This window comes from Bradyrhizobium sp. BR 10289 (genome assembly GCF_019455385.1).
Taxonomy (GTDB): Bacteria; Pseudomonadota; Alphaproteobacteria; order Rhizobiales; family Xanthobacteraceae; genus Bradyrhizobium.
The window spans coordinates 158,948-181,652 of the sequence record NZ_JACOFR010000012.1 but is presented as its reverse complement, the minus strand read 5'-3'; the positions used below and the strand labels follow the sequence as shown (position 1 = coordinate 181,652).

The 22,705-nt window shown below is 65.2% G+C and carries 21 protein-coding genes; 12 read left to right on the top strand and 9 right to left on the bottom strand.

The annotated features are described in order from the left end of the window. Positions 1–228: 228 nt before the first annotated feature. From mepA to modC, 5 genes are all read left to right on the top strand, one after another. Entirely contained in the window at positions 229–1,188 is a 960-nt protein-coding gene (gene mepA, locus HYH08_RS21125; RefSeq protein ID WP_220011735.1) for a penicillin-insensitive murein endopeptidase, read from the top strand. A gap of 251 nt (positions 1,189–1,439) precedes the next feature. Beyond that, entirely contained in the window at positions 1,440–1,952 is a 513-nt protein-coding gene (locus HYH08_RS21120; RefSeq protein WP_220011734.1) for a hypothetical protein, read from the top strand. A gap of 192 nt (positions 1,953–2,144) precedes the next feature. Next, a complete protein-coding gene (gene modA / locus HYH08_RS21115) occupies positions 2,145–2,930 on the top strand; it encodes a molybdate ABC transporter substrate-binding protein (RefSeq protein WP_220011733.1) in 786 nt (261 codons plus the stop codon). A gap of 13 nt (positions 2,931–2,943) precedes the next feature. Beyond that, positions 2,944–3,639, top strand: coding sequence for a molybdate ABC transporter permease subunit (gene modB / locus HYH08_RS21110; RefSeq protein ID WP_220011732.1), 696 nt, complete (start codon positions 2,944–2,946; stop codon positions 3,637–3,639). A 2-nt stretch (positions 3,640–3,641) separates the two neighbouring features. Next, positions 3,642–4,304 carry a molybdenum ABC transporter ATP-binding protein gene (gene modC, locus HYH08_RS21105; protein ID WP_220011731.1) on the top strand — a complete coding sequence of 221 codons (663 nt, stop codon included), beginning with the start codon at positions 3,642–3,644 and terminating at the stop codon, positions 4,302–4,304. Between the two features lie 35 nt (positions 4,305–4,339). Here modC and HYH08_RS21100 read toward each other — a convergent pair whose 3' ends face one another. Next, positions 4,340–6,133 carry a potassium/proton antiporter gene (locus HYH08_RS21100; protein WP_220011730.1) on the bottom strand — a complete coding sequence of 598 codons (1,794 nt, stop codon included), beginning with the start codon at positions 6,131–6,133 and terminating at the stop codon, positions 4,340–4,342. Positions 6,134–6,342: 209 nt separating this feature from the next. On the opposite strand from HYH08_RS21100, the gene HYH08_RS21095 reads away from it, so the two are divergent. From HYH08_RS21095 to radC, 3 genes are all read left to right on the top strand, one after another. Continuing rightward, a complete protein-coding gene (locus HYH08_RS21095; RefSeq protein ID WP_220011729.1) occupies positions 6,343–7,659 on the top strand; it encodes a mechanosensitive ion channel family protein in 1,317 nt (438 codons plus the stop codon). A gap of 106 nt (positions 7,660–7,765) precedes the next feature. Continuing rightward, positions 7,766–8,584 carry a type I methionyl aminopeptidase gene (map, locus tag HYH08_RS21090; RefSeq protein ID WP_220011728.1) on the top strand — a complete coding sequence of 273 codons (819 nt, stop codon included), beginning with the start codon at positions 7,766–7,768 and terminating at the stop codon, positions 8,582–8,584. A 90-nt stretch (positions 8,585–8,674) separates the two neighbouring features. After that, the gene (gene radC / locus HYH08_RS21085; protein WP_220011727.1) at positions 8,675–9,388 is read left to right on the top strand and encodes a RadC family protein; all 714 of its coding nucleotides are present in this window, start codon (positions 8,675–8,677) and stop codon (positions 9,386–9,388) included. Between the two features lie 61 nt (positions 9,389–9,449). Here the strand turns inward: radC and HYH08_RS21080 are convergent, their stop codons facing one another. Further along, positions 9,450–9,755: a YMGG-like glycine zipper-containing protein gene (locus tag HYH08_RS21080; RefSeq protein WP_220011726.1), complete on the bottom strand. Its 306-nt coding sequence runs from the start codon at positions 9,753–9,755 to the stop codon at positions 9,450–9,452. Between the two features lie 141 nt (positions 9,756–9,896). After that, complete coding sequence (locus tag HYH08_RS21075; RefSeq protein ID WP_220011725.1) at positions 9,897–10,271, bottom strand: hypothetical protein; 375 nt, start codon at positions 10,269–10,271, stop codon at positions 9,897–9,899. A 251-nt stretch (positions 10,272–10,522) separates the two neighbouring features. Here HYH08_RS21075 and HYH08_RS21070 point away from each other — a divergent pair, with 251 nt between their 5' ends. Next, on the top strand, positions 10,523–11,911 hold the full coding sequence (locus tag HYH08_RS21070) for a peptidoglycan-binding protein (RefSeq protein ID WP_220011724.1): 1,389 nt from the start codon (positions 10,523–10,525) through the stop codon (positions 11,909–11,911). Between the two features lie 255 nt (positions 11,912–12,166). Here HYH08_RS21070 and HYH08_RS21065 read toward each other — a convergent pair whose 3' ends face one another. The 5 genes from HYH08_RS21065 to HYH08_RS21045 form a co-directional block, all read right to left on the bottom strand. Next, positions 12,167–12,889, bottom strand: a complete 723-nt coding sequence (locus HYH08_RS21065; RefSeq protein ID WP_220011723.1) for an AprI/Inh family metalloprotease inhibitor — start codon at positions 12,887–12,889, stop codon at positions 12,167–12,169. Next, positions 12,889–13,878, bottom strand: a complete 990-nt coding sequence (locus HYH08_RS21060) for a 2-hydroxyacid dehydrogenase (RefSeq protein ID WP_220011722.1) — start codon at positions 13,876–13,878, stop codon at positions 12,889–12,891. The genes HYH08_RS21065 and HYH08_RS21060 overlap by 1 nt, the downstream gene beginning before the upstream one ends. Then, the gene (locus HYH08_RS21055; RefSeq protein ID WP_220011721.1) at positions 13,878–14,696 is read right to left on the bottom strand and encodes an ABC transporter permease; all 819 of its coding nucleotides are present in this window, start codon (positions 14,694–14,696) and stop codon (positions 13,878–13,880) included. The genes HYH08_RS21060 and HYH08_RS21055 overlap by 1 nt, the downstream gene beginning before the upstream one ends. Beyond that, complete coding sequence (locus HYH08_RS21050; protein ID WP_220011720.1) at positions 14,693–15,508, bottom strand: ABC transporter ATP-binding protein; 816 nt, start codon at positions 15,506–15,508, stop codon at positions 14,693–14,695. Before HYH08_RS21050 ends, HYH08_RS21055 begins: the two co-directional genes overlap by 4 nt. Positions 15,509–15,720: 212 nt before the next feature. Continuing rightward, positions 15,721–16,743: an ABC transporter substrate-binding protein gene (locus HYH08_RS21045; protein WP_228747966.1), complete on the bottom strand. Its 1,023-nt coding sequence runs from the start codon at positions 16,741–16,743 to the stop codon at positions 15,721–15,723. A gap of 132 nt (positions 16,744–16,875) precedes the next feature. On the opposite strand from HYH08_RS21045, the gene HYH08_RS21040 reads away from it, so the two are divergent. From HYH08_RS21040 to HYH08_RS21030, 3 genes are all read left to right on the top strand, one after another. After that, a complete protein-coding gene (locus HYH08_RS21040; protein WP_220011766.1) occupies positions 16,876–17,682 on the top strand; it encodes a creatininase family protein in 807 nt (268 codons plus the stop codon). 139 nt (positions 17,683–17,821) lie between these two features. After that, positions 17,822–18,085, top strand: coding sequence for a hypothetical protein (locus tag HYH08_RS21035; protein ID WP_220011719.1), 264 nt, complete (start codon positions 17,822–17,824; stop codon positions 18,083–18,085). A 399-nt stretch (positions 18,086–18,484) separates the two neighbouring features. After that, entirely contained in the window at positions 18,485–20,449 is a 1,965-nt protein-coding gene (locus tag HYH08_RS21030) for a carbohydrate porin (protein ID WP_220011765.1), read from the top strand. A gap of 65 nt (positions 20,450–20,514) precedes the next feature. Here the strand turns inward: HYH08_RS21030 and HYH08_RS21025 are convergent, their stop codons facing one another. Beyond that, entirely contained in the window at positions 20,515–22,590 is a 2,076-nt protein-coding gene (locus HYH08_RS21025) for a methyl-accepting chemotaxis protein (protein WP_220011718.1), read from the bottom strand. Between the last annotated feature and the right edge of the window lie 115 nt (positions 22,591–22,705).

The following is a 22,705-nucleotide window of genomic DNA, read 5'->3' as shown; positions in this document are numbered from 1 at the left end:
CCGCGCTCCGCGCACGAATTTTGGTCAATGCAGGATACGGTTATCGGGTCGTTAAAAATGTGGCGATCTGCACAAGCTATTTCGACTTTGCAACAGGCTGGTTCGACATGTGATCGCGGTGTTGCGCGGCGTCACGGCCGGGCGGCGGCGTCAAGACGCCGTGAGATCGCGCCCGGCCGGGCGGCTCATTCTTAACGCTGACGCGGTGTTGGGCTATAAGGTCTCAGCATGAGTCGCCGCCGCATCGCCCCTCTCCTGCTCGTCACGACGTTCGTCGTCATGAAAGTCCTGGCCGCCGGCGGCGCGCTGGCCCAGGACAAGGGCAGCGTGAACCCGAAGCCGCTGCCGCCGCTGGCCAATCCGAACGATCCGCATCTCGGCGCCAAGGAGCTGTTCGCGCGAAAACTGCTGCCCTCGACGGGGCCGGCGCATGTCATCGGCTCCTACACCAAGGGCTGCATCGGCGGCGCCATGCAGATGCCGCTCAACGGCGACAATTGGCAGGTGATGCGGCTGTCACGTAACCGCAATTACGGCCACCCCGACATGATCGCGCTGATCAAGCGCCTTGCCGCAAGAGCGCACAAGGACGCGGGCTGGCCGGGCATCCTGGTCGGCGACATCGGCCAGCCGCGCGGCGGGCCGGCGCTGTCGGGCCATGCCAGCCATCAGATCGGCCTCGATGCCGACATCTGGCTGACGCCGATGCCGGATCGCCGTTTGTCGCGCGAGGAGCGCGAGGAGATGTCGGCGGTGATGATGGTGCGCGAGGATCGCCTCGACATCGATCCAAAGGTGTTCACCCCTGCCCATGTGCTTGTGCTGCGCGATGCCGCGCAGGAGCCGGCGGTGCAGCGCATCTTCGTCAATGCCGCGATCAAGAAGGCGCTCTGCCGCGAGGCAAAGGGCGACCGCTCCTGGCTGTCGAAGATCAGGCCGTGGTGGGGCCACGATTATCATTTCCACATTCGGATGCGCTGCCCGGCAGGCGCCGGCGAATGCGAGGGCCAGCCGTCGCAATCCGAGGACGAAGGCTGCAAGCCCGCCGATCTCGCCTACTGGTTCAGCGACGGCGTGCTGCATCCAAAGCCGCCGCCGGAGCCGCCGAAGCCGAGACCGCCGATGACGCTGGCGGAGATGCCCGCGGCCTGCAAGGCGGTGCTGCATGCGGCGGATGCGAAGCCGTAAGGCGCTGCACATCAAACCCTCGGTCGTCGTCCCGGACAAGCGCGCCCCCAAGCGCGCGCCGATCTGGGACGACAGTGGTGATTGGGGCGCTTGTCCGGGATGACGAACAGGTGGTTGGTTCGCGCGAACCAAATGCGCTAGGATCGCGATGTCGCCCGGCCGTAAGCCCGCGGCATCCCGGGACGTGCATCCCGTCTTTCAACAAACCTGACCGCAAGCCGCGCTTCGCGCGGCCAACGATGAGAATCGACATGCGCGCTCTCACCTTCCTTGCTGCGCTCACGCTCGGCGCGACATCCGCTCTGGCCGCCGAGGAGCCGAGCGGCTGCGATAAGTTCAAATGGCCGATTCACAACGAACGTGCCGCGCTGACTGCGCCGGATCGCGCCAAGCTCGCCTCGGGAAGCGAACAGGCGGTGGTCCCGTCATCGGCCATCACACTGGCGCTGGTCGCGCCTCAGGAGGCCGGACTGCCAACGGTGCCGGAGCGGGCGCCGAAGGACGGCAGTTTTGCCGGCTTCACCCGCATCAAGACCGTAAAGGCGGGGCTCTACACGATCAGCCTGTCAGCCGGGGCCTGGGTCGACGTGGTGCAGAACGGGCGTCTCCTCAAGCCGGCGGCTTTTAGCGGTGCGACGGACTGCGAAGGCATCCGCAAGACGATGAAATACGAGCTGTCGGACAAGCCCTTCGTGCTCCAGGTGAGCGGCGCCAAAGAGAATTCGATCTCGATCGCGATCCTGCCGATCTGGCCGCTGGAATAGGCCTATCGCCTCAGACAAACGGTCGCCTTTGACCCCAGGCCCCAGCCTGCTATCTTCGAGGCTAGCGATAGCCCTGCCGGCCGTAAGCCGTCGCGGGGCCACGTGGAACAGCGCTTCCGCCCGTCGCGACCCGACCAACCCAACGCCAGATTTGTGCGCAAGTTTGCGCGCGATCTCGCACGGAGCGCATCCATGATTCGTATTGCCGGACTTTTCACCGCTTTCGTCCTCTTCGCGGGCGCGACCCTCTCGCCTGCCAGCGCCGAGGACAAGACCATCACCGTGTTCGCAGCCGCCTCGATGAAGAACGCGCTCGACGAGATCGACGCCGCCTACACCGCCAAGACCGGCGTCAAGATCACCGCGAGCTACGCCGCGAGCTCGGTGCTGGCAAAGCAGATCGAGCAGGGCGCGCCGGCCGATGTGTTCGTCTCCGCCGACACCGACTGGATGGACTACGCCATCTCCAGGAAGACCATCAACGAAGCTTCCCGCGTCAACCTGCTCGGCAACAGCATCGTGCTGATCGCGCCGAAGGATTCCAAGATCGACAACGTCGCCATCGCGCAAGGTTTTGACCTCGCAAAACTTGCCGGCGACGGCAAGATCGCGACGGGCGACGTCAAGTCGGTGCCAGCAGGCAAATACGCCAAGGCCGCGCTGGAGAAGCTCGGGGCCTGGACCGCCGCCGAGCCGAAATTCGCGATGGCCGAGAGCGTGCGCGCCGCGCTGACGCTGGTGGCCCGTGGCGAAGCCAATCTCGGCATCGTCTATTCCACCGACGCCAAGGTCGAGCCGGGCGTGAAGATCGTCGGCACTTTCCCGGCGGATTCGCATCCCGCAATCATCTATCCGGTCGCGGCCACCACGACCGCGAAGGGCGAGACCAACGACTATCTCGCCTTCCTGCGCAGCTCGGCCGCCAAGACCATTCTGGAAAAATACGGTTTTAAATTCCTGATCAGCCCGACCACCTGACTTTCACGATTTGATGCTCGACATCTCTCCCGCCGAATGGACGGCGATCCTGCTCTCACTCAGGGTCGCCGTGATCGCAACGCTGGTGGCAACGCCGTTCGGCATTGCGCTGGCGTGGCTGCTCGCCCGCAAGGATTTTTGGGGCAAGCCGGTGCTCGATGCCGTCGTGCACCTGCCGCTGGTGCTGCCGCCCGTCGTCACCGGCTATCTGCTGCTGCTGACCTTCGGCCGCCGCGGCCTCGTCGGCGGCTTCCTGGCCGACCATCTCGGCATCGTCTTCGCGTTCCGCTGGACCGGCGCGGCGCTCGCCTGCGGCGTGATGTCGTTTCCGCTTCTGGTGCGGCCAATCCGGCTGTCGATCGAGGCGATCGACCGCCGGCTCGAGCAGGCCGCCGAGACGCTGGGCGCCGCGCCCTACAAGGTGTTTTTCACAGTGACGCTGCCGCTGGCGCTGCCGGGCGTGCTCGCCGGCATGGTGCTGGGCTTTGCCAAGGCAATCGGCGAGTTCGGCGCGACCATCACCTTCGTCTCCAACATTCCCGGCGAGACCCAGACGATTTCGTCGGCGATCTATTCGCTGATCCAGACGCCGGACGGCGATGCGGCCGCGGGGCGGCTCGTGATCGTCTCGATCGTGCTCGCGCTCGGCGCGCTGATATCGGCCGAATGGTTCGCCCGCCGCGCCACCGCGCGCCTGCATGGGAATTGAGCATGCTGCGGGTCGATGTCGAAAAGCAGCTCGGCGAGTTCTCGCTGTCCGCGTCCTTCAGCAGCGAAGGCCGCGTCATCGGCCTGTTCGGCGCCTCGGGCGCGGGCAAGAGCTCGCTGGTCAACATGATCGCAGGCCTGCTGCGACCCGACCGCGGCAGCATCGTGATCGACGGCGAGACCGTCGACGACACCGCTTCCGGCATCCATGTGCCGACCTGGCGCCGCCGCATCGGCTATGTGTTTCAGGATGCCCGGCTGTTTCCGCATCTCAACGTCGCGCAGAATCTCGACTACGGGCGGCGGATGAACGGCCATGCGCCCGATCCGGCCCAGCACAGGCGTGTCGTTGACCTCCTCGACATCGGCGCCCTTCTCGATCGCCGCCCCGGAAAGCTCTCCGGCGGCGAGCGCCAGCGCGTCGCGCTCGGCCGTGCGCTGCTGTCGAAGCCGCGGCTCTTGCTGCTCGACGAGCCGCTCGGCGCGCTCGATGAGGGCCGCAAGCTGGAGATCCTGCCATATCTGGTGCGGCTGCGGGACGAGGCCAACGTGCCGATGGTCTATGTCAGCCACGACGTTGCCGAGCTGCGGCAGCTGGCGACGCAGATCGTGATGCTCAAGCAGGGCCGGGTGACGTCGTTCGGCGGGGTGAAGGTGTTGACATAGCCCGTGTCCTCTGCCCGTCATTGCGAGCGGAGCGCTCAAACCCCCGCCACCGAACTCCACACCTCCGCCAGCTTCTTGCGCAGCGCCTGTCTCCGCGTCAGCGGCGGGGGGGCTTCGTCTTCTTCCGGCAGGCGCAGGCCGACGACGCTGACGCGGCCGCCGGAGATGCTGCGGGCGACCAGGACGATCTCGTCCAGCGCGAGCTCGGCGCCTTCCTTCGGCGCGCGGTCGAGATGGACGTCGAAATAATCGGCCAGCGTCAGCTTGCCCTCGTCCTCGCTCACCTTGACGCCGTAGATCTCGGCGAGTTCGGCCAGCGTATGCTCGCCTGAGACCATGAAGTCGCCGAGCAGATGCGGGTCGGGCGCGGTGCTCGGCTGCATGTCGACGAAGAAGCGATCGAGCGCCTCGGCCTTTTCCGGCGGCGCCAGCAGATAGATGTAATCGCCGGGCGCGATCGGATCGGCCTCCACCGGCGTCAGGATGCTCTCCTTGCGGATCACAAGCGTCGGTTTTGACCAGGACGGGATCAGACCGCGGCGGAAATACAGGCTCTTGGACCGCACGGGATAGCCGACCAGCTGCTGTTCGAGCTGGCCGGGCAGATCCAGTTCGACGCGGCGCGGACCACGTTCGGCGCGCGGCAGCGCGACGTGCAGTTTTCGCGCGGCAGGTGCCAAGGTCCAGCCTTGCAGCAGCAGCGAGATGATGACGACGACGAAGGCGACGTCGAAATAGAGATAGGCCTTCGACAGCCCTACCAGCATCGGGATCGAGGCCAAGAAGATCGCGACGGCGCCGCGCAGGCCGGTCCAGGCGATGAAGATCTTTTCCCGCCAGTTGAAGCGAAATGGCGCCAGGCACACGAACACCGCGAGCGGCCGCGCCACCAGCATCAGCACGAAGGCGACGCCGACCGCCGGCAGCACGCTGGCCCCTAACCGGCTCGGCGAGACCAGCAGGCCCAGCAGCACGAACATCACGATCTGCGCCAGCCAGGTCGCGGCATCGAGAAAGGTGACCACCGAATTATGCGCGCGGGTCGGACGGTTGCCGATGATGATGCCGGCGAGATAGACCGCGAGGAAGCCGGAGGCGTGCATCATCTGCGAACCGCCGAAGATGACGAGCGCTCCCGTCGTCACGAACGGCGCGTGCAGGCCCTGCGGCAGCGCCACCCGGTTGAGCGCGATGACGACGAGACGCCCGCCGAGCACGCCGACGGCGGCGCCCAGCAGCGCCTCCTGGACGAACTCCATCAGGACATGGCCGGGCGAGCTCGAGCCCAGCGAGATGTATTCGACCAGCATAAGCGTGAGGAAGATCGCAAAGGGATCGTTGGTGCCGGATTCGGCCTCCAGCGTCGCACCGACGCGCGGGCGCAGGCGGAGGCCCTGGGTGTGCACCAGCAGGAACACCGCGGCCGCATCGGTCGAGGCGACGACGGCGCCGACCAGCAGCGATTCCGTCCAGTTGAGATCGAGCGCGTACTTTGCGAAGGGCGCGGTGACCAGCGCGGTCAGGAGCACGCCGACGGTCGCGAGCACCACGGAGGGCGCGAGCACGGTGCGGATGCTGGCAAAGCGCGTCTTGAGTCCGCCGTCGAACAGGATCAAGGCCAGCGCCACCGAGCCGACCAGATAGGTGGTGCGGACGTCGTCGAACTGGAGCTGGCCGGGACCGGAATCCCCGGCGAGCATGCCGATGGCAAGGAACACGAGCAGCAGGGGCGCGCCGAAGCGCAGCGCGAGCAGGCTCGACAGGATGCCGGCCATGACGAGCACGGCGCCGAGCAATATGGCGAGGCTGACGGAGTCGAGGGAGGCCATCCACCTTCCGGGTTAGAAATCGCTGGATTTGCATCCATATCGTCGCTCCCCCCGCGCGCCAACCCATTTTCGTGGCTCGCGGCAATCTGACCGTATTTTGCGGCCTTAACGCGCTTCACTTCGCGGTGTATCGATGGCCTGCCCAAGCCCTTTGTGGGATTCTGCGGCGCCCTCGAATCAATTCCTCCCCCGCATCCCGACGAGAACCGATGGACATGGACCTGAAAGACTTCATGGAGTTCGTGCAGACGACCGCACGCAGCGTCGGGGCGGAAATCTCCTCACCATGGTTCTACCTGCAATTCGGCCTCATTCTTGCCGCCGCGGGCATCGCCTATGCCGCGGAGGCGACCATTCGCAACCGCATCGACATGAGCTCGCTGGCGATGCGCTGGCCGTTGCCGCTCCGGCATTTTGCCCGCGTCATGGTGAGCAGCGCCTCCACGGCGGTGTTCACGCTGCTGGTGATCGTCTCCCGCGTGGTGATGTATCACGCGACCTGGCCGAGCCGTTCCTATCTCCTGATGGTCGCCGCCAAGATGGGGCTGGCCTGGCTGGTGATCCGCCTCGTGACCTCGGTGCTGCGCAACGCCTTCATCGTCAAGCTGGTGTCGGTCACGGCCTGGTTCGTCGCGGCGCTCTCCATCATCGGCCAGTTGGATGCGACGGTCGACCTGCTGGATTCCTTCGCCATCGTGCTCGGCGGCCTCCGCCTGACGCCGCTCTTGGTGATCAAGGCCGGCGCACTGCTGCTGATCGCGTTCTGGGCCACCAACATCGCCAGCAATTTCGCCGAGAGCCGGATCAACTCGACGACCGATCTGACGCCGTCGGTGCAGGTGCTGCTGGTCAAGATCATCCGCATCGGATTGTTGTCGGTGGCGGTGATCATCGCGCTCGACGCGGTCGGCATCAACCTCTCGGCGCTCGCGGTGTTCTCCGGCGCGGTCGGCGTCGGCATCGGTATCGGCCTGCAGAAGATCGTCGCCAATTTCATCTCGGGGATCATCCTGCTCGCCGACAAATCGGTGAAGCCCGGCGACCTCGTCACCATCGGCGACAACACCGGCCGCATCAGTGCGATGAAGACGCGCTATATTTCCGTCGCCGCCGGCGACGGCCGCGAATTCCTGGTGCCGAACGAGGATCTGGTGACGCAGAAGGTCGTCAACTGGACCTACACCGACAAGAACACGCTGGTGAAGATCGCCTTCGGCACCAATTACGACGCCGACCCCAGGCTGGTTTGCAAGCTCGCGATCGAGACCGCGACCGCCCATCCGCGCGCGCAGAAGGCCAAGCCGCCGAACTGCCTGCTGACCGAGTTCGCCGAGGCCGGCATGAAGTTCTCGCTGACCCTGTGGCTCGCCGACCCCGACGGCATGGACAATGTCAAAAGCGACGTGATGCTGGCGCTGTGGGACGCCTTCAAGCGCGAGGGCATCCGGGTTCCCTATCCGGTCCGCGAAATCCGCGTCCGCGGCGGCGCCCTGCCGGTGGAAACCACCGTAGAAGTCCCCAATTAGGCCCGCTTTCGGGCGTATTCGGCACGCTTAACTTGCATGAAGGCCAGCGATCATTAGATTAGGGCCTGAAATCAAGCCCTTCCGCCGACATCGAGACCAGCCCCGCATGAGCTACGTCGAAGCCACCGATACCTCCCTGCGCAAGACCGGACAGATCAAGCTGCATGGGCCGAGCGCCTTTGCCGGCATGCGCAAGGCGGGGGCTTTGGTCGCGAAGTGCCTCGACGAGCTCACCGACATCGTCGGCCCCGGCGTGCCGACCGAGCGCATCGACCAGTTCGTCCGCGACTTCGCGTTCAGCCACGGCGCCTATCCGGCGACGCTGATGTATCGCGGCTATCGCTACTCGACCTGCACCTCGCTCAACCACGTGGTCTGCCACGGCATGCCCGGCGACCGTCCGCTGAAGGAAGGCGACATCGTCAACATCGACGTCACCTTCATCGTCGACGGCTGGTACGGCGATTCCAGCCGGATGTATGCGATCGGCCCGATCGCGCGCAAGGCCGAGCGGCTGATCGAGGTCACGTATGAGGCGATGATGCGCGGCATCGTCGCCGTGAAGCCCGGCGCCACCACCGGCGACATCGGCCACGCCATCCAGAGTTTTGTGGAGCCGCAGGGCATGAGCGTGGTGCGCGATTTCTGCGGCCATGGTTTGGGCCGCATGTTCCACGACGAGCCGAACATCATCCATATCGGCCGGCCCGGCGAAGGCGTGCAGCTCAAGCCCGGCATGTTCTTCACCATCGAGCCGATGATCAATCTCGGCAAGCCGCATGTGAAGATCCTCTCCGACGGCTGGACCGCCGTGACCCGCGACCGCTCGCTGTCGGCGCAGTTCGAGCACTCAGTCGGCGTCACCGCCACGGGCGTCGAGATCTTCACGCTGTCGGAGCGGCACGGCGAGAAGCAGATCGGGTGAGCTCTGGGGTTCGCCGGACAGGCGTGAACCGGATTTACCCCCGCAATTGACGGTTGCAAACGCAGACTTCCCCGGCGATGCTGGCGGCCGATGCCCGCCAAACCCGACCACGACAAGAGCAAGCCGGAGGACACGCCGCACTATCACGGCCATCGCGAGCGGCTACGCGAGCGGTTCTACAGCGCCGGCGCGGATGCGCTGAGCGACTACGAGCTATTGGAGATGGCGCTGTTTCCGGCGCTGCCGCGGCGCGACACCAAGCCGCTGGCGAAGACGCTGATCAAGATATTCGGCTCGTTCGCCGAAGTCGTGCACGCACCCGTGGCGCGGCTGCGCGAGGTTGACGGCATTGGCGAATCCGCGATCCATCAGCTCAAGCTGATCGCGGCCGCCGCAAGCCGTGTGGCAAAGGGCGAGGTCAACAGCCGAAACGCGCTGTCGTCCTGGAACGAGGTGATCGACTATTGCCGTTCCAGCATGGCGTTCTCCGACAAGGAGCAATTCCGCCTGCTGTTCCTCGACAAGCGCAACCAGCTCATCGCCGACGAGGTGCAGCAGACCGGCACTGTCGACCACACCCCGGTCTATCCGCGCGAGGTGATCAAGCGCGCGCTGGAGCTATCGGCGACCGCGCTCATTCTGGTGCACAATCATCCAAGCGGCGATCCCTCGCCCTCGCAGGCCGACATCCAGATGACGAAGGCGATCATCGACATCGCCAAGCCGCTGGGGATCGCGGTGCACGATCACATCATCGTCGGCAAGGGCGGGCATGCGAGCTTGCGGGGGATGCGGCTGATCTAGGGCTCGGCATCACCGTGCAGGCACGCGATGGTACCGATGTCGGTTCGGACGCGCAGATATCTCAATAGCAATAGCGCTGATCGACCCGGACGTAATATCCATCGGGGCGCTGCATGTAGCAGCCGCGCTGATAGGCGTAATAGCCGGAGCGGCGGCGCTCGCCTTCAGAGGCGATCGCAGCGCCGGTGCCGGCACCGACGACGGCACCGATCGCGGCGCCGCGGCCTCCGCCGAGCGCACCGCCGAGGATTGCCCCGCCGACACCGCCGATGATCGCGCCGCCGACGGCATCCTGGGCGGCCGCTTCATGCGCCGGCAGGACAAGCGCAACGGTCAGACACACCGCCATTCCAACAGCTCGAAGCATCTCCAAATCCTCCCGATTGACGCTTGCAGTCATAGCGTCCGGAACGACCTTGGACCAGACCCAACGTCGCAGCCCGCGCGCGTGTTGCGCCGGAGGCCCGCTTGTCGCGCCAGCCCTGCGGGCGGCTCTCGGGCCGCCAGGCTACGGTTCGATCCAGCGCTGCACGGCCTCGGCGGTGTCGGCGGGCGTGGTGTTGAAGCAGATCGCGGCATCCGGCGCGAGGCGATGGACGAGGTTGAGCACCTTCTCGAACAGCAGCAGGCGCTCCTTCGGCTCGCGCAGGCCGGCACCGATCACGATGCAGTCGAAGCTCTCCTCGCGCAGCGCCGCCGTGACGCCGGCTTCCGCGGTGGCATCGAGATCGATCAGGCAGCTGGTGACCTCGAAGCCGAGATCGCGCAGGCGCAACAGCTGCGCCTCGATATAGCCGCGCACGAGCTCGGGCGTCAGTTGCGGGAACGCACTGTAATCCGCGTTACCGGGCTCGATGCCGATCGCCAGGATGCGCTTGGCCATTCGGGCCTCCTTGCAGGGCTCCTTGCCGAACCGTCTGCATTTTTAACGGATGGACGGCCTCGCCGGTTCCTGGACTGACATAGGGCTCCCGATCTGGCGGGCCGAAATCTGTAAGCCATTTCATATGGCTCCGACCGGCAACCTGCCACATTCGCCCGGATCACGCTGCGGTCACGCCCCGATCACGGCGCCCGGTTCACATCTGACTTGCATGAGATTTCGATCATCCATCCATTTGCGGGAGCCGAACAATGGCTGTGTCATTCGACAGGATAAAGGACGAGTACGAACGAAACTGGTCCAACATGAAGATCAGGCCCTCGCACGCCGACGAGGCGAACCACGCGGCGAACACGGCCATCAAGAACAAGGACATCTATCAGCAGATCGAAGAGAAGACCGACGTACCCTGGTGGTTCGTCGCCATCCTTCATTCGCGCGAAGCCAGTTTCAATTTCAGCAAATATCTCGGAAACGGCCAGCCGCTGAATCGGATGACGACCATCGTCCCGAAGGGACATGGCCCGTTTAGCTCGTTCGCCGAAGGCGCCGTGGACGCGCTTAGGCACGAGGGATTTATCGGCGCACGCGACTGGGGCGTTGCAAGAACGATGTTTCGGCTGGAGCAGTATAACGGCTTCGGCTATCGCGGCCGCGGCATCAATTCGCCGTATCTGTGGTCTGGATCCAATATCTACGGGCCGCCGGAGCAGAGGGGTGGAAAGTTCGTCGGTGATGGCGAATTCTCGTCCAGCGAGGTCGACAAGCAACTGGGCGCAGCGACGATCCTCCGGGCGATGATGGAACTGGACTCCTCGATCAATCTCGACGGCGCCCCGGGGCTGGTGGGCCAACTCGAGCCCGAGGAGCGGATCGCGCCGATGGCGTTGCTGATGCAACAATCGCTCAACAAGCTCGGCGCCAATCCCCCGCTTGAGGAAGACGGCATCGTAGGACCGAAGACCAAGGCGGCGGTAGCGCAGTTTCAGCAGCAGCACGGCATCACCGAATCCGGCGCCCTGGACGGCGTGACGGTCGCTGCCATCACGCGCGCGGCGCAGCAATCGGTGACGGTTGCGCAACCGGCAGATTTGTCCCCCGTTTTGAAGCGTCTGGAGGATCTGATGATCTTGTTCCAATCCGGACCGAAGGTCCCGGCCGTGCCGAGCAACCCGGCGCCGGCGGCCGCCGATCCGATCAACCTGCTCGAGCGGCTGCTGACGCTGGTCAACAAGACCGGCACCGTGCCGGGCACGACCACGCCGGTCGCGCCCCGCGCCGCGCCCGTCGATCAGTTGAAGCAGGTGATCGACCTGCTCGGCGCGCTGCTCAACAAGGACGGCAAGCCCGTGCTCGGCCAGGTCAACGGCGCGCTCGGCGAGACCATCGGCAAGCTGCTCGACGGCAAGAAGACCGCGCTCGGCATTGGCGGCTCGGTGCTCACCGCGCTGCTCTCGTCGGTGACGGCGAGCCCGAATGCCGGCGGTATTGCCGGCTTGCTCGGAACCATCGTCTCGGCGGTGCCGGGCCTCGGCCAGTTCGCGATGCCGATCTCGCTGGCGCTCACCGCCTGGGGCGTGCTCGGCAAGCTGGAGAAATGGGCGCAAGGCACCGCGCCGCCGCCGAAGGTGACGACGTAGAACGAGGGAGTGAGGGACGGCCGGGTGGTTGACCTCTCCCAGCGTGGAGAGGTCGGATTGCTCAGGCGCGCAATTGCGCCCTTGAGCAATCCGGGTGAGGGGGTGCCGCGACCAGTGAGACCTGGACCCCTCACCCGGATCGCATCTTCGATGCGATCCGACCTCTCCCTACGGGAGAGGTGAAACCTCGGGACGCATCGAGTGAAGCATGACACATCCCGCTTTGGAGCAACTGCCGCGCAATCGCACTCGCGCCTACTGGCGCAGCATGATCAGGGGATCGGCGGTATCGGGGACGCGCCGCCACTGTGCGTTGTCGTCGGCCTCGAACTGCCAAGCTTCGCCCGATTTCGACATCAGGATGATCTGGCCGCGCTCGAGCCGCCATTGCGTCGGGTTGAACTGCGCGATGGCCGCGTCGCATTTCGGCTTGAGGAAGACCTGGAAATTGTCGGCCCCGGCTTCCGTGTTGGTGAGCGTCAACCCGCACACCGGCTGGCCGTTGCCGCGCACCATCGACCAGTCGCCGATCATCTGGTCCATCGACTTCGCCATCGAGCGGGCGGCGGCGAGGTCCTGCAGGATGTAGACGCCCTCGCCCTGGCGCAGACCCTCGAAGATGCCCGCCTCGACTTCGGTGAAGTCGATCACGGCCTCACCTGTCGCATCCTGCAGACGGACGATGTCGAGACCCTTGATGCTCCAGGCGACGATGTCCTTGGTGAAGGGCAATGCGGTCTTGCAGGCCGGCTCAAGCTCCAGCTTGAAGCCTTGTCCTGCGGCGTCTCCCTTCATCGTGACGACGCAGGTCTTGCTGCGCTCGGTGGTCGAGAGCTCCCACTGCCCGACCATCTCCTTCTTCAGGGTCGTCGCATCCTGCGCAGACGCGATGCCGATCGCGGCCCAGCAGGCCGCGACGGCGCCGATCGCGGCCAAGGAGGCCGCGACGGCGGATGCAACGACCCGAAGAATGCCCATCAGCGTCCCTTGAACGGCGTTTCCGCAACCGGCGTCAACGGGGCCTTGCCGGAGAACCAGGCCTTGAGATTGTCGATCACGAGCTGATTCATCGCGTTGCGCGTCACCACCGAGGCCGAACCGATATGTGGCAGCAGCACGACGTTCTGCATGGTCTTGAGCTCGTCGGGCACGTTCGGCTCGGCCGCGAACACGTCGAGGCCGGCGGCGAGGATGGTGCCGGATTTCAGCGCCTGGATCAGCGCCTGCTCGTCCACAACGGAGCCGCGCGCGACGTTGACCAGCACGCCGCGCGGGCCGAGCGCCTTCAGCACCTCGGCATTGACAATCTTGGCGGTCGAGGCACCGCCCGGCACGATCACCATCAAGGTGTCCACCGCCTTCGCCATCTCGATCAGGTCCGGGTAGTGCTTGTAGGAAACGTCTTTGGACGGATTGCGCGAGTGATAGACGACAGGCACCAGCGAGGCATCGAGCCGGCGCGCGATGGCTTGGCCGATCCGGCCCATGCCGACGATGCCGACCTTGCGGTCGCGCAGCGAGCCGACGCTCAGCGGATAATTCTGGGTCTGCCAGAGACCGGAACGCACGTAGCGGTCGGCCTTGATGAATTCGCGCAGGGTGCAGATCAGAAGGCCCATCGCGACATCGGCGACCTCCTCGGTCAGCACATCAGGCGTGTTGGTGACGATGATGTTGCGCTCGGCCGCGTATTTGGCATCGACGTGGTCGTAGCCGACACCGAAGCTCGACACGAGCTCGAGCTTGGGCAATTGCGACAATGATTCCTTGTCGACGCGGGCGGTATGATCCGTCACGGCCACGCCGCGGATCTTTTCGCGGATCGCGGGGGTCAGCCGCTCGAGGTCACCTCGCGTCTCGGCCGTGTGCACGACGAAATGATCGGAAAACCCGTTTTCGAGGATCGGCCGCGCCGGCCCATAGATCAGAAGGTCGATCTTGTCGGACGAAATCGAACCGGTAGACATCAGTTTTCCTTTCCAAGCGCGCTCTCATGCCAGCGCCGTAAAACGAGGTGGGAAACTACCGCCAGCACCCCATAGATGACAATCCCGGCCAGCGACAACAGCAGCAGCGCTGCGAACATGCGGGGTATGTTCAACCGGTAGCCTGACTCGGCGATCCGGTAGGCGAGCCCGGAGCCGGCACCGGCCGTTCCGGCCGCAATCTCGGCCACGACCGCGCCGATCAGCGACAGACCGCCGGCGATGCGCAGGCCGCCGAGGATATAAGGCAGCGCCGCCGGCAGCTTCAGGAAGCGCAGGGTCTGCGGCTTCGATGCACCATAGAGCTGGAACAGGCCGGCGAGGTTGCGATCGACCGAATTCAGCCCGAGCGTGGTGTTGGACAGCACCGGAAAAAAGGCGACGATGAAGGCGCAGACGACGACGGCGGTCTGCTGCTCCAGATAGATCAGCAGCAGCGGTGCGATCGCGATGACCGGCGTCACCTGAAGCACGATCGCGTAGGGGAACAGCGAATATTCCACCCATTTCGACTGGTTGAACAGCAGCGCCAGTGCAATGCCGCCGATGCTGGCGGCGACGAAGCCTTCCAGTGTCGTCAGAAGCGTGGTCGCGAGCGACTGCGACAGCACGGGCCAGTCCTTGATCAGGGTCATGACTATGACGGAAGGCGCCGGCAGCACGTAAGGCGGAATGTCCTTGAGGCGGACCACCAGCTCCCAGGCGAGAAGGCCCGCGGCGAATACGATGATCGGAAGCACGAGCCGCATCGCGCGCTGCGCGCCGGATGGCTTTGCAACGGCGGAGCCTTGCGCGTTCATAGCGTCGACTGCTCCGAATAGGACGGCGCCAGCGCGGCCGACACGCGCCGGCAATAATCGGAATAGGCGGCGGAGGTACGAAACGCCTCGCCGCGCGGCTCGACGGTCTCGATGCGGAGATCGGCCTGGATGCGGCCGGGCCGCGCCGTCATCACCACGACGCGCTGCGACAGGTAGACGGATTCGAACACCGAATGGGTGACGAAGATGACGGTCTTGCCAAGGGCTCGCCACAGCGCCAGCAGATCGTTGTTGAGGCGAAAGCGCGTGATCTCGTCGAGCGCGGCGAACGGCTCGTCCATCAGGAGGATATCCGGATCGGTGACGAGCGCACGCGCCAGCGACACCCGCATCTTCATGCCGCCGGACAGTTCGCGCGGGAAGGCCTCGGCGAAATCGGCAAGACCGACGCTGGCAAGCGCCGCGTCGGCCCGCGCGCGCCCCTCGGCCTTCGCCACGCCGCCGAGCTTCAGCGGCAGCCGCACGTTCTCGCGCACGCTGGCCCAGGGCATCAGAGTCGGTTCCTGAAACACGAAACCGATGCCGTGGCCCGGCAGCGCGACGCCTTCATGGCGCGCCACCCGCACGATGCCCGATGAGGGCGGGCTGAGCTCCGCGACGATGCGCAGCGCCGTCGACTTGCCGCAGCCGGACGGGCCCAGCAGCGAGATGAACTCGCCCTTGCGCACGGCGAGATCGAGCGGACCGAGCGCCATGACGCCGTTGTCATAGGCCTTCGTCACGCCGCGCAGGCTGACGGCGAGATGCGTCAGGCCGGATTCGAGCACCGCCGGTGTCCTGTTCGTTACCATCGATCGCAGGCTGTTATGGAGCTCGGTCGCGCCGCGATATTCACCTCTCCCCAACGGGGAGAGGTCGGCGCGCAGCGCCGGGTGAGGGGGCGCAGGTCCCACGATGGAGCGTAACCCCTCACCCGCATCGCATCTTTCGATGCGATGCGACCTCTCCCTTCGGGAGAGGTGGACGGCACCATCAGCATTGTCGGACTCGATCGCGGCATGCGTTACGGCTTGCTCGGACGCAGCTCGACGCCGACGCCTTTGTTGACGAAGCGCAGCGTGTAGGACTTGCGGAAGTCGAGATCGGCCTTCACGACGCCGGCCTTCACCATCTTGTTGAAGAAGGAGGTGTAGCGCTCGTCGCTCATCGCGCCGATGCCGTTCTTCAAGCTGTCGCCGGAATCGACGATGCCGTATTCCTTCATCTTGGCGACGGAATATTTCAGCAGGTCGTCGGTCATCTCGGGGTTGAGCTTCTTGATCAGTTCATTGCCGGCGGAATTGTCGCCGTAGATGTAATTGTACCAGCCGATCATGGAGGCATCGACGAAGCGCTGCACCAGGTCAGGCTTCTTCTCGGCGATGTCGCGGCGGGTCTCGATCAGGGTCGAATAGGTGTTGAAGCCGGCATCGGCGAGCAGGATCACGTTCGGCTTGAAGCCCGCCGCCTTCTCAACCGCGAACGGCTCGGAGGTGACGTAGCCCTGCATCGCGCTCTTGGGGTTCGCGATGAACGGCTGCGGATTGAAATTGTAGGGCCGGACGTTCTTCTCGCTGAAGCCGTATTCGGACTTCAGCCACTGGAAATAGCTGGTCATGCCTTCCTTGGAGACGAACAGCGTCAGCGGCTTGAGATCCTCGATCTTGGCGACCTTGGCGTCGGGCTGGGTCAGCATCACCTGCGGATCCTTCTGGAACACCGCGGCGATGGTCACGACGGGAACGTCGTTGGCGACCGCGTCGAACGACATCAGCGTGTTCGCGGCCATGAAGAAATCGATCTTGCCGGCGATCAGCAGCATCCGGTTGTTCTCGTTCGGACCGCCGGGAATGATGGTGACGTCGAGGCCGTATTTCTTGTAGGTGCCGTCGGCGACCGCCTGGAAGAAGCCGCCATGCTCGGCCTCGGCCACCCAGTTGGTGCCGAAGGTGACCTTGTCCAGCGTCTCGGCACGCGCAGGCTGGCCGGCAATGAGCACGGGACAAAGGACAACAATTAACGCTCGCCAGAGATGAATGAGGCGCATGATTGGACTCCGTCGATCGTTCCGGCCCATGATATCAAGATGTTCGGGGATGCGAGCCGGCCGAGCCCGCATCCCCTGATAACCTCAAACTACGTGACAAAATTGGGCAAAGAAACCTCCAAAGAAAGTTCGCTGACGCCGTCCCGCGACTGGATCGACATCGACTGGGCCCGTGCGGCCCCGGCCGAAATGGCGCGCTGGATCGCGGTGCTGCCGCTGGCCGCAACCGAGCAGCATGGCCCGCATCTGCCGCTCGAAACCGACGTGCTGATCGCGGACGCGTACCTGGCGCGCGTGCGCGCACTCTTGCCCGACAACGTTCCCGCGACATTCCTGCCCGTTGAACCGATCGGCATTTCCACCGAGCATATCGACTATCCGGGCACGCAAACGCTGCCGAACGACGTCGCACTGAAGCGGTGGACGGGAATCGGCGAAGAGGTCGCCCGGCGCGGCGTGAAAAAGCTCGTCATCATCACCAGCCATGGCGGCAACAGCGCGGCGATGATGCTGGTGGCGCAGGACTTGCGCGCGCATCACAAGCTGTTCGTGGTGACCACGTCGTGGTCGCGGCTGTCGGGCGCGGACAGGCTGTTCCCGGCCGATGAAGTGCGCCACGGCATTCACGGCGGCGCGGTCGAGACCTCGATCATGCTGGCGCGCTATCCGGATCAGGTGCGCAAGGATGCGATCGCGGATTTTCCCGCGAGCAGCATTGCGATGGAGCAGCAATATCGCTGGCTCTCGACGCAGCGGCCCGCGCCGTTCGCCTGGCAGGCGCAGGATCTCCATGCGAGCGGTGCGATCGGCAACGCGACATTGGCTCTGCCTGAGAAGGGCGAGCAGCTGCTCGACCAGGGCGCGGCGGCCTTCTGCGAGCTGCTGGCGGAGGTCGATAACTTCAACGTGAACAGGCTCGCCAAAGGCCCGCTCGGCTAGCCTGCATCTCTCTGGAATAATTCGGGAAATATCCGGATTCCGAGGGGGCCAAGGGCGCTTTCGAACCGGTTTTGCCATGCCTCCGTCCAACTGGGCACGCGGGCCACAACGGACCGCCTCAACCCGGATGGAGTTTCACATGTCGATCAAGACCAAGATTGCCGCCGCAGCCCTCGCCGCCCTCGCCGTCACCGGCACCATGCTGTCCACCACCTCGCAGGCGCAAGCCAAGCCGCCCGGCTGGGTCTTCGGTGTCGGCGCCGGCATCGCCACCGCCGCCGTCGTCGGCTCCGCGATCGCCGCCAGCAACGACCCCTATTACTACGGCTATCACCGCTGCGGCTGGACCCCGCGTTACAACGCCTTCGGCCAGTACGTCGGCAGCGTCCGTACTTGCTACTGATCTGAGTATCTGAGGCCGATCTTACGTGGATCCTGCGTCCGACACGGGCGCCTCATCCACCCCGTGTCGTGCCCCCGACCCCGCCCGGCTGTCCCCCCGGGCGGGGTCATCCGTTTGGTGCTCGGGAATTTGTTGCAGTCCCGTCACATAACGATGCGAACCATGCCCTGCGACAATCCACGCCAGTTGCTATTGCGAATTAATCGCAATAAAGTTCGCAGCAAGCTGAGGGGCTTGGGACGAAATCGCGCGGAATCGGGGTCAACTCTTCCGATCGCGGCGGCACCTGAGACCTGATGACAGGGGCGCCGCGAATCGGCAGGGATATCGCGGCGGATGGAATCCATTCGCGTTTGGGGGCGTGTCGTTTTGACGTTGAGAGGACACCGTTACAGGTATTTGCGGACGGCCGCGGCGATTGCCTCGGGCGTCGTGGCTTTTCCCCCCGCCACCCGCGCGGCCGATCTGCCGCTGAAGGCGCCGGCGCTGAAGACCCTTTATGACTGGACGGGCCTCTACATTGGCGTGCATACCGGTTTCACCCGCGGCACGTCCTCGGCCACGCTGACCGATCCCGCGCTCGCCACCGACAATAACGTCTTCACCGGCGCGACCGGCGGCGTGCAGGCCGGCTACAACTGGCGCCTCAATTCGGGCCTGCTGCTCGGCGTCGAAGGCGACATCTCGTTTCCGAACTATCTGCCCTCCAACCACGTGGTGTCCTCGGCGGCGACCGCGCTGTCGAGCGCGGAAGAGCGCTGGGACTATGTGGCGAGCCTGCGCGCGCGGCTCGGCTACGCCACCGGCAACTGGCTGCTCTACGCGACCGGCGGCGCGGCCTTTACCGGCGAGCGCTTTCTGTCGACGCCGACCGGCGGCGACGAAGAGAAGGTGCTGAACACCCGGTTCGGCTGGACCGCCGGCGGCGGCGTCGAATACGCCTTCGCGCCGCACTGGAGCGCCCGGCTCGAATATCTCTACAGCAAGTTCGAGCACGCCAACGTCACCTTCCCCTCACGCGCGCAATATTCATCGTCGATGGATTTCCAGAGCCTGCGGGTCGGCCTCAACCGCAAGATCGACTGGCCGGGCGTGCCGACGTACAATCCCAAGTCCGACGTCACCGACACCGAATCGAGCCGATGGGAGATCCACGGCCAGTCGACGGTGCTGGGGCAAGGTTATCCCGCATTCCACGCGCCCTATACCGGGCCGAACAGCCTGCTCCCGTCGCCGGACTTTCAGCAGACCTGGAGCAATTCGCTTTATCTCAATGCGCGGCTGTGGGACGGCGGCGAGATCTATTTCAATCCCGAGCTGCTGCAGGGTTTCGGCTTCAACAACACGACGGGCGCCGCGGGCTTCCCGAACGGCGAAGCGCAGAAATCCGGCTTCCCCTATCCGCATTTCAATCCCTCGCGGCTGTTCGTGCGCCACACCTTCGGCTTTGGCGGCGAGCAGGAGGAGCTTGCCAGCGGCCAGCTTCAGCTCGCGAGCAAAGTCGATGTCTCGCGCCTGACGATTCAGGTCGGCAAATTCTCCGTGGTCGACGTGTTCGACGGCAATTCCTACGCACACGATCCGCGAAAGGATTTCATGAACTGGTCGATCTGGGCTTCGGGCGCCTTCGACTATGCCGCCGACAAGCTCGGCCTCGGCTACGGCGCCACTGCTGAACTGAACCAGAAGCAATGGGCCGTGCGCGGCGGCTATTTCCTGGTGGATGCCGTCTCCAACTCGAACAATTTCGATATGAATATCGGGCGTCGCGGCGAATATGTCGGGGAGCTCGAACTGCGCTATTCGCTGTTCGGCCAGCCCGGCAAGCTGCGCACGCTCGGCTTCGTTAACAGCACGTTCTCCGGCAGCTATCGCGAGACGCTGGACAATCCGCTGCTCAATCTCGACATCAGCCAGACCCGCCGCGGCCGCATCAAGTACGGCTACGCGCTCAACCTCGAGCAGGCCATCACCGACGATGTCGGCGTGTTCGGCCGCTGGAGCTGGAACGACGGCCGCAACGAGATCATGGCCTTCACCGACATCGACCGCAGCCTGTCCGGCGGCGTTTCGGTCAAAGGCACCAAATGGGGCCGGCCCGAGGACGTCGTCGCCATCGCCGGCGCGATCAACGGCCTGTCGCAAGATCATCGCGACTTCATCGCGGCCGGCGGTCTCGGCCCGCTGATCGGTGACGGCCAGCTCAACTACCGCAAGGAACGCGTGCTCGAGACCTATTACGCGTATGCCCTGAACAAGGCGCTGACCTTCACCGCGGATTACCAGCTCATCGTCAATCCCGCCTACAACGCGGATCGCGGTCCGGTGTCGGTGTTTTCAGGACGGCTGCACGGCGAGTTCTGAGGCGCAGCGGCACACACGAAGTCGATCGTCGGTTGCTCACCTCTCCCCGACGGGGCGTGGTGTGCCTACGCGGCGCGGATCGCGTCGAGGAATTTTCCGACCTCGGTCTTGAGACGGGTGCTTTCGCCGGAGAGCGATTTGGCCGCCGAGAGCACGTTGGCGGAGGCCGATCCGGTCTGGCTGGCGCCGTGCTGCACGTCGACGATGCTGGCGGAGACCTGCTGGGTGCCGCGCGCCGCCTGCTGCACGTTGCGGGAGATCTCGCGTGTGGCTGCGCCCTGCTCCTCGACCGCAGAGGCGATTGCGGACGCGATCTCGGACATGCGGGTGATGGTGTCGCCGATCGACTTGATCGCGCCGACCGAATCCTCGGTTGCCGCCTGAATCCCCGAGATCTGCTGGCTGATCTCGCCGGTGGCCTTGGCGGTCTGCTCGGCCAGCGCCTTGACCTCGGAGGCGACCACGGCGAAGCCGCGTCCAGCCTCGCCGGCCCGCGCCGCCTCGATGGTGGCGTTCAGCGCCAGAAGATTGGTCTGGCCCGCGATCTGGCTGATGAGTTCGACGACGTCGCCGATCCGCCCCGCGGCCTTGGCGAGCTCGCCGACATGATCGTTGGTGCGCCCGGCCTGCTGCACGGCTTCGCCGGCGACACGCGCGGAATCCTGAACCTGCCGGCTGATCTCGTCGACCGACGAGGCCATCTCCTCCGCCGCCGCAGCGACGGTCTGCACGTTGGTGGAGGCCTGTTCGGACGCGGCTGCGACGGTCGCGGTCACCCTTTCCGACTGCTCGGCCGTGCTCGTGAGCGTTCCCGCAGACGCTTCCAGTTCTGAAGAGGCCGCCGCGACGGTGTTGACGACGTCGCCGATCATGGCTTCGAAGTCACGTGCGATCTGGTCCATGCGCTTGCTGCGCGCGAGCTTCGCCTCGGCCTCGACCGCGGCCGCCTGGTCGGCGGCCCTCTGGGCGATGAGCGAATCCTTGAAGTGCTGGAGCGAGCCCGCCACCTGGCCGATCTCGTCGTGACGACCCGTTGCCGGAATCTCGACGTCGTGCTGTCCGGCGGCGAGTGCGCCGATCACGTCGGCGAGCCGGCTGAGCGGCGTCACCACGCGGCTGCGCAGCATCATGGTGACGCCGGCGAGCGTTCCGAGCAGCGCCAGCACCGCGACGCCCGCAAGCGCCAGCATTGCCAGCGCGCCGTCGCGCGCAGAGACGGCACGCTCGGCAGCTTCCGCCAGTGCGGCGTCGCGCACGCCGTAGAACATCTGGATGGCCGGCACGATCACGCCCGCCAGTTCCTCGGCATTAACGCCATACTTGCCGTCGCTCCGCGCCGCGGGCATCTCCTTCTCGACGACCACGGCCGCCTTTCCGAAATAGGAATCCGTCGCGGCCTTGAACGCGGTCGCGATGCGCGGAGGATTTCCGATCTGATCGATGCCGGCCTCGATGTGTTCGCGATCGGCCTCCACGCGTCCCTGCATGCGATCCATCAGCGTAATTTCGGCGACCGTGAGCGGCCGGCGTGTGCTCAGGGCCGGCGACAGCGCGGCGGCGCGGCTCCCGGCCGAGACGCGCAGATCCTGCGCCGTCCGCGCCAGGTTCAAGAGCGCCGCGAGCGAGGAGTCGGCATTGATGACCTTGCCTTCCAGCCGGTTCATGACCGGTTCGATGCCGGCGAGAACCTCGGCCACGCCGGGCAAGTAGCCCTTGATCGCAGCACTGTCGCGCGCCGCCAGCGGAACGCTCATGGCGCGATCCGCGGCTGCGTTGATGTCCTTCAGCCGCCGTGCGACGCGGTCGAGAGTCTCGGCCATGGCCGCGCCGTCATCGAGCACCAGGAGGGCCCGCTTCGCCGTCTCGAAGGCCGCCTCGGCCGCCTTCGCGGCCTTCGCCGCAGCGTCGATCTGGGCCTGCGTCGCAACGCCTTCCTGAAAGATTGGTCCGATATAGGGCGCGCGAAGCCCGGCGACCTGCTGGCTGACCATCAGGATCGTGCCAAAGGCGTCGACCGTCTTGATCGCATCGGAACGGTTGGTGAAGATGCGCGTCTGGGGTATCAGCACCTCGGCGCCAAGGATGATTGCAAACACCGTCACCGTCAGCATCGACAGCGCGAAAAGCTTCCCGATCCGCATCCTTGGTCCCCAAATGTACTTGCAAATGCGGAAAAACCTAGCTGGCGCCTACTAAGGGCCCGTTAAGCACATGCCCGTAGTTCCGCGGATGTCATGTTGTCTCGGACCGTGCGGA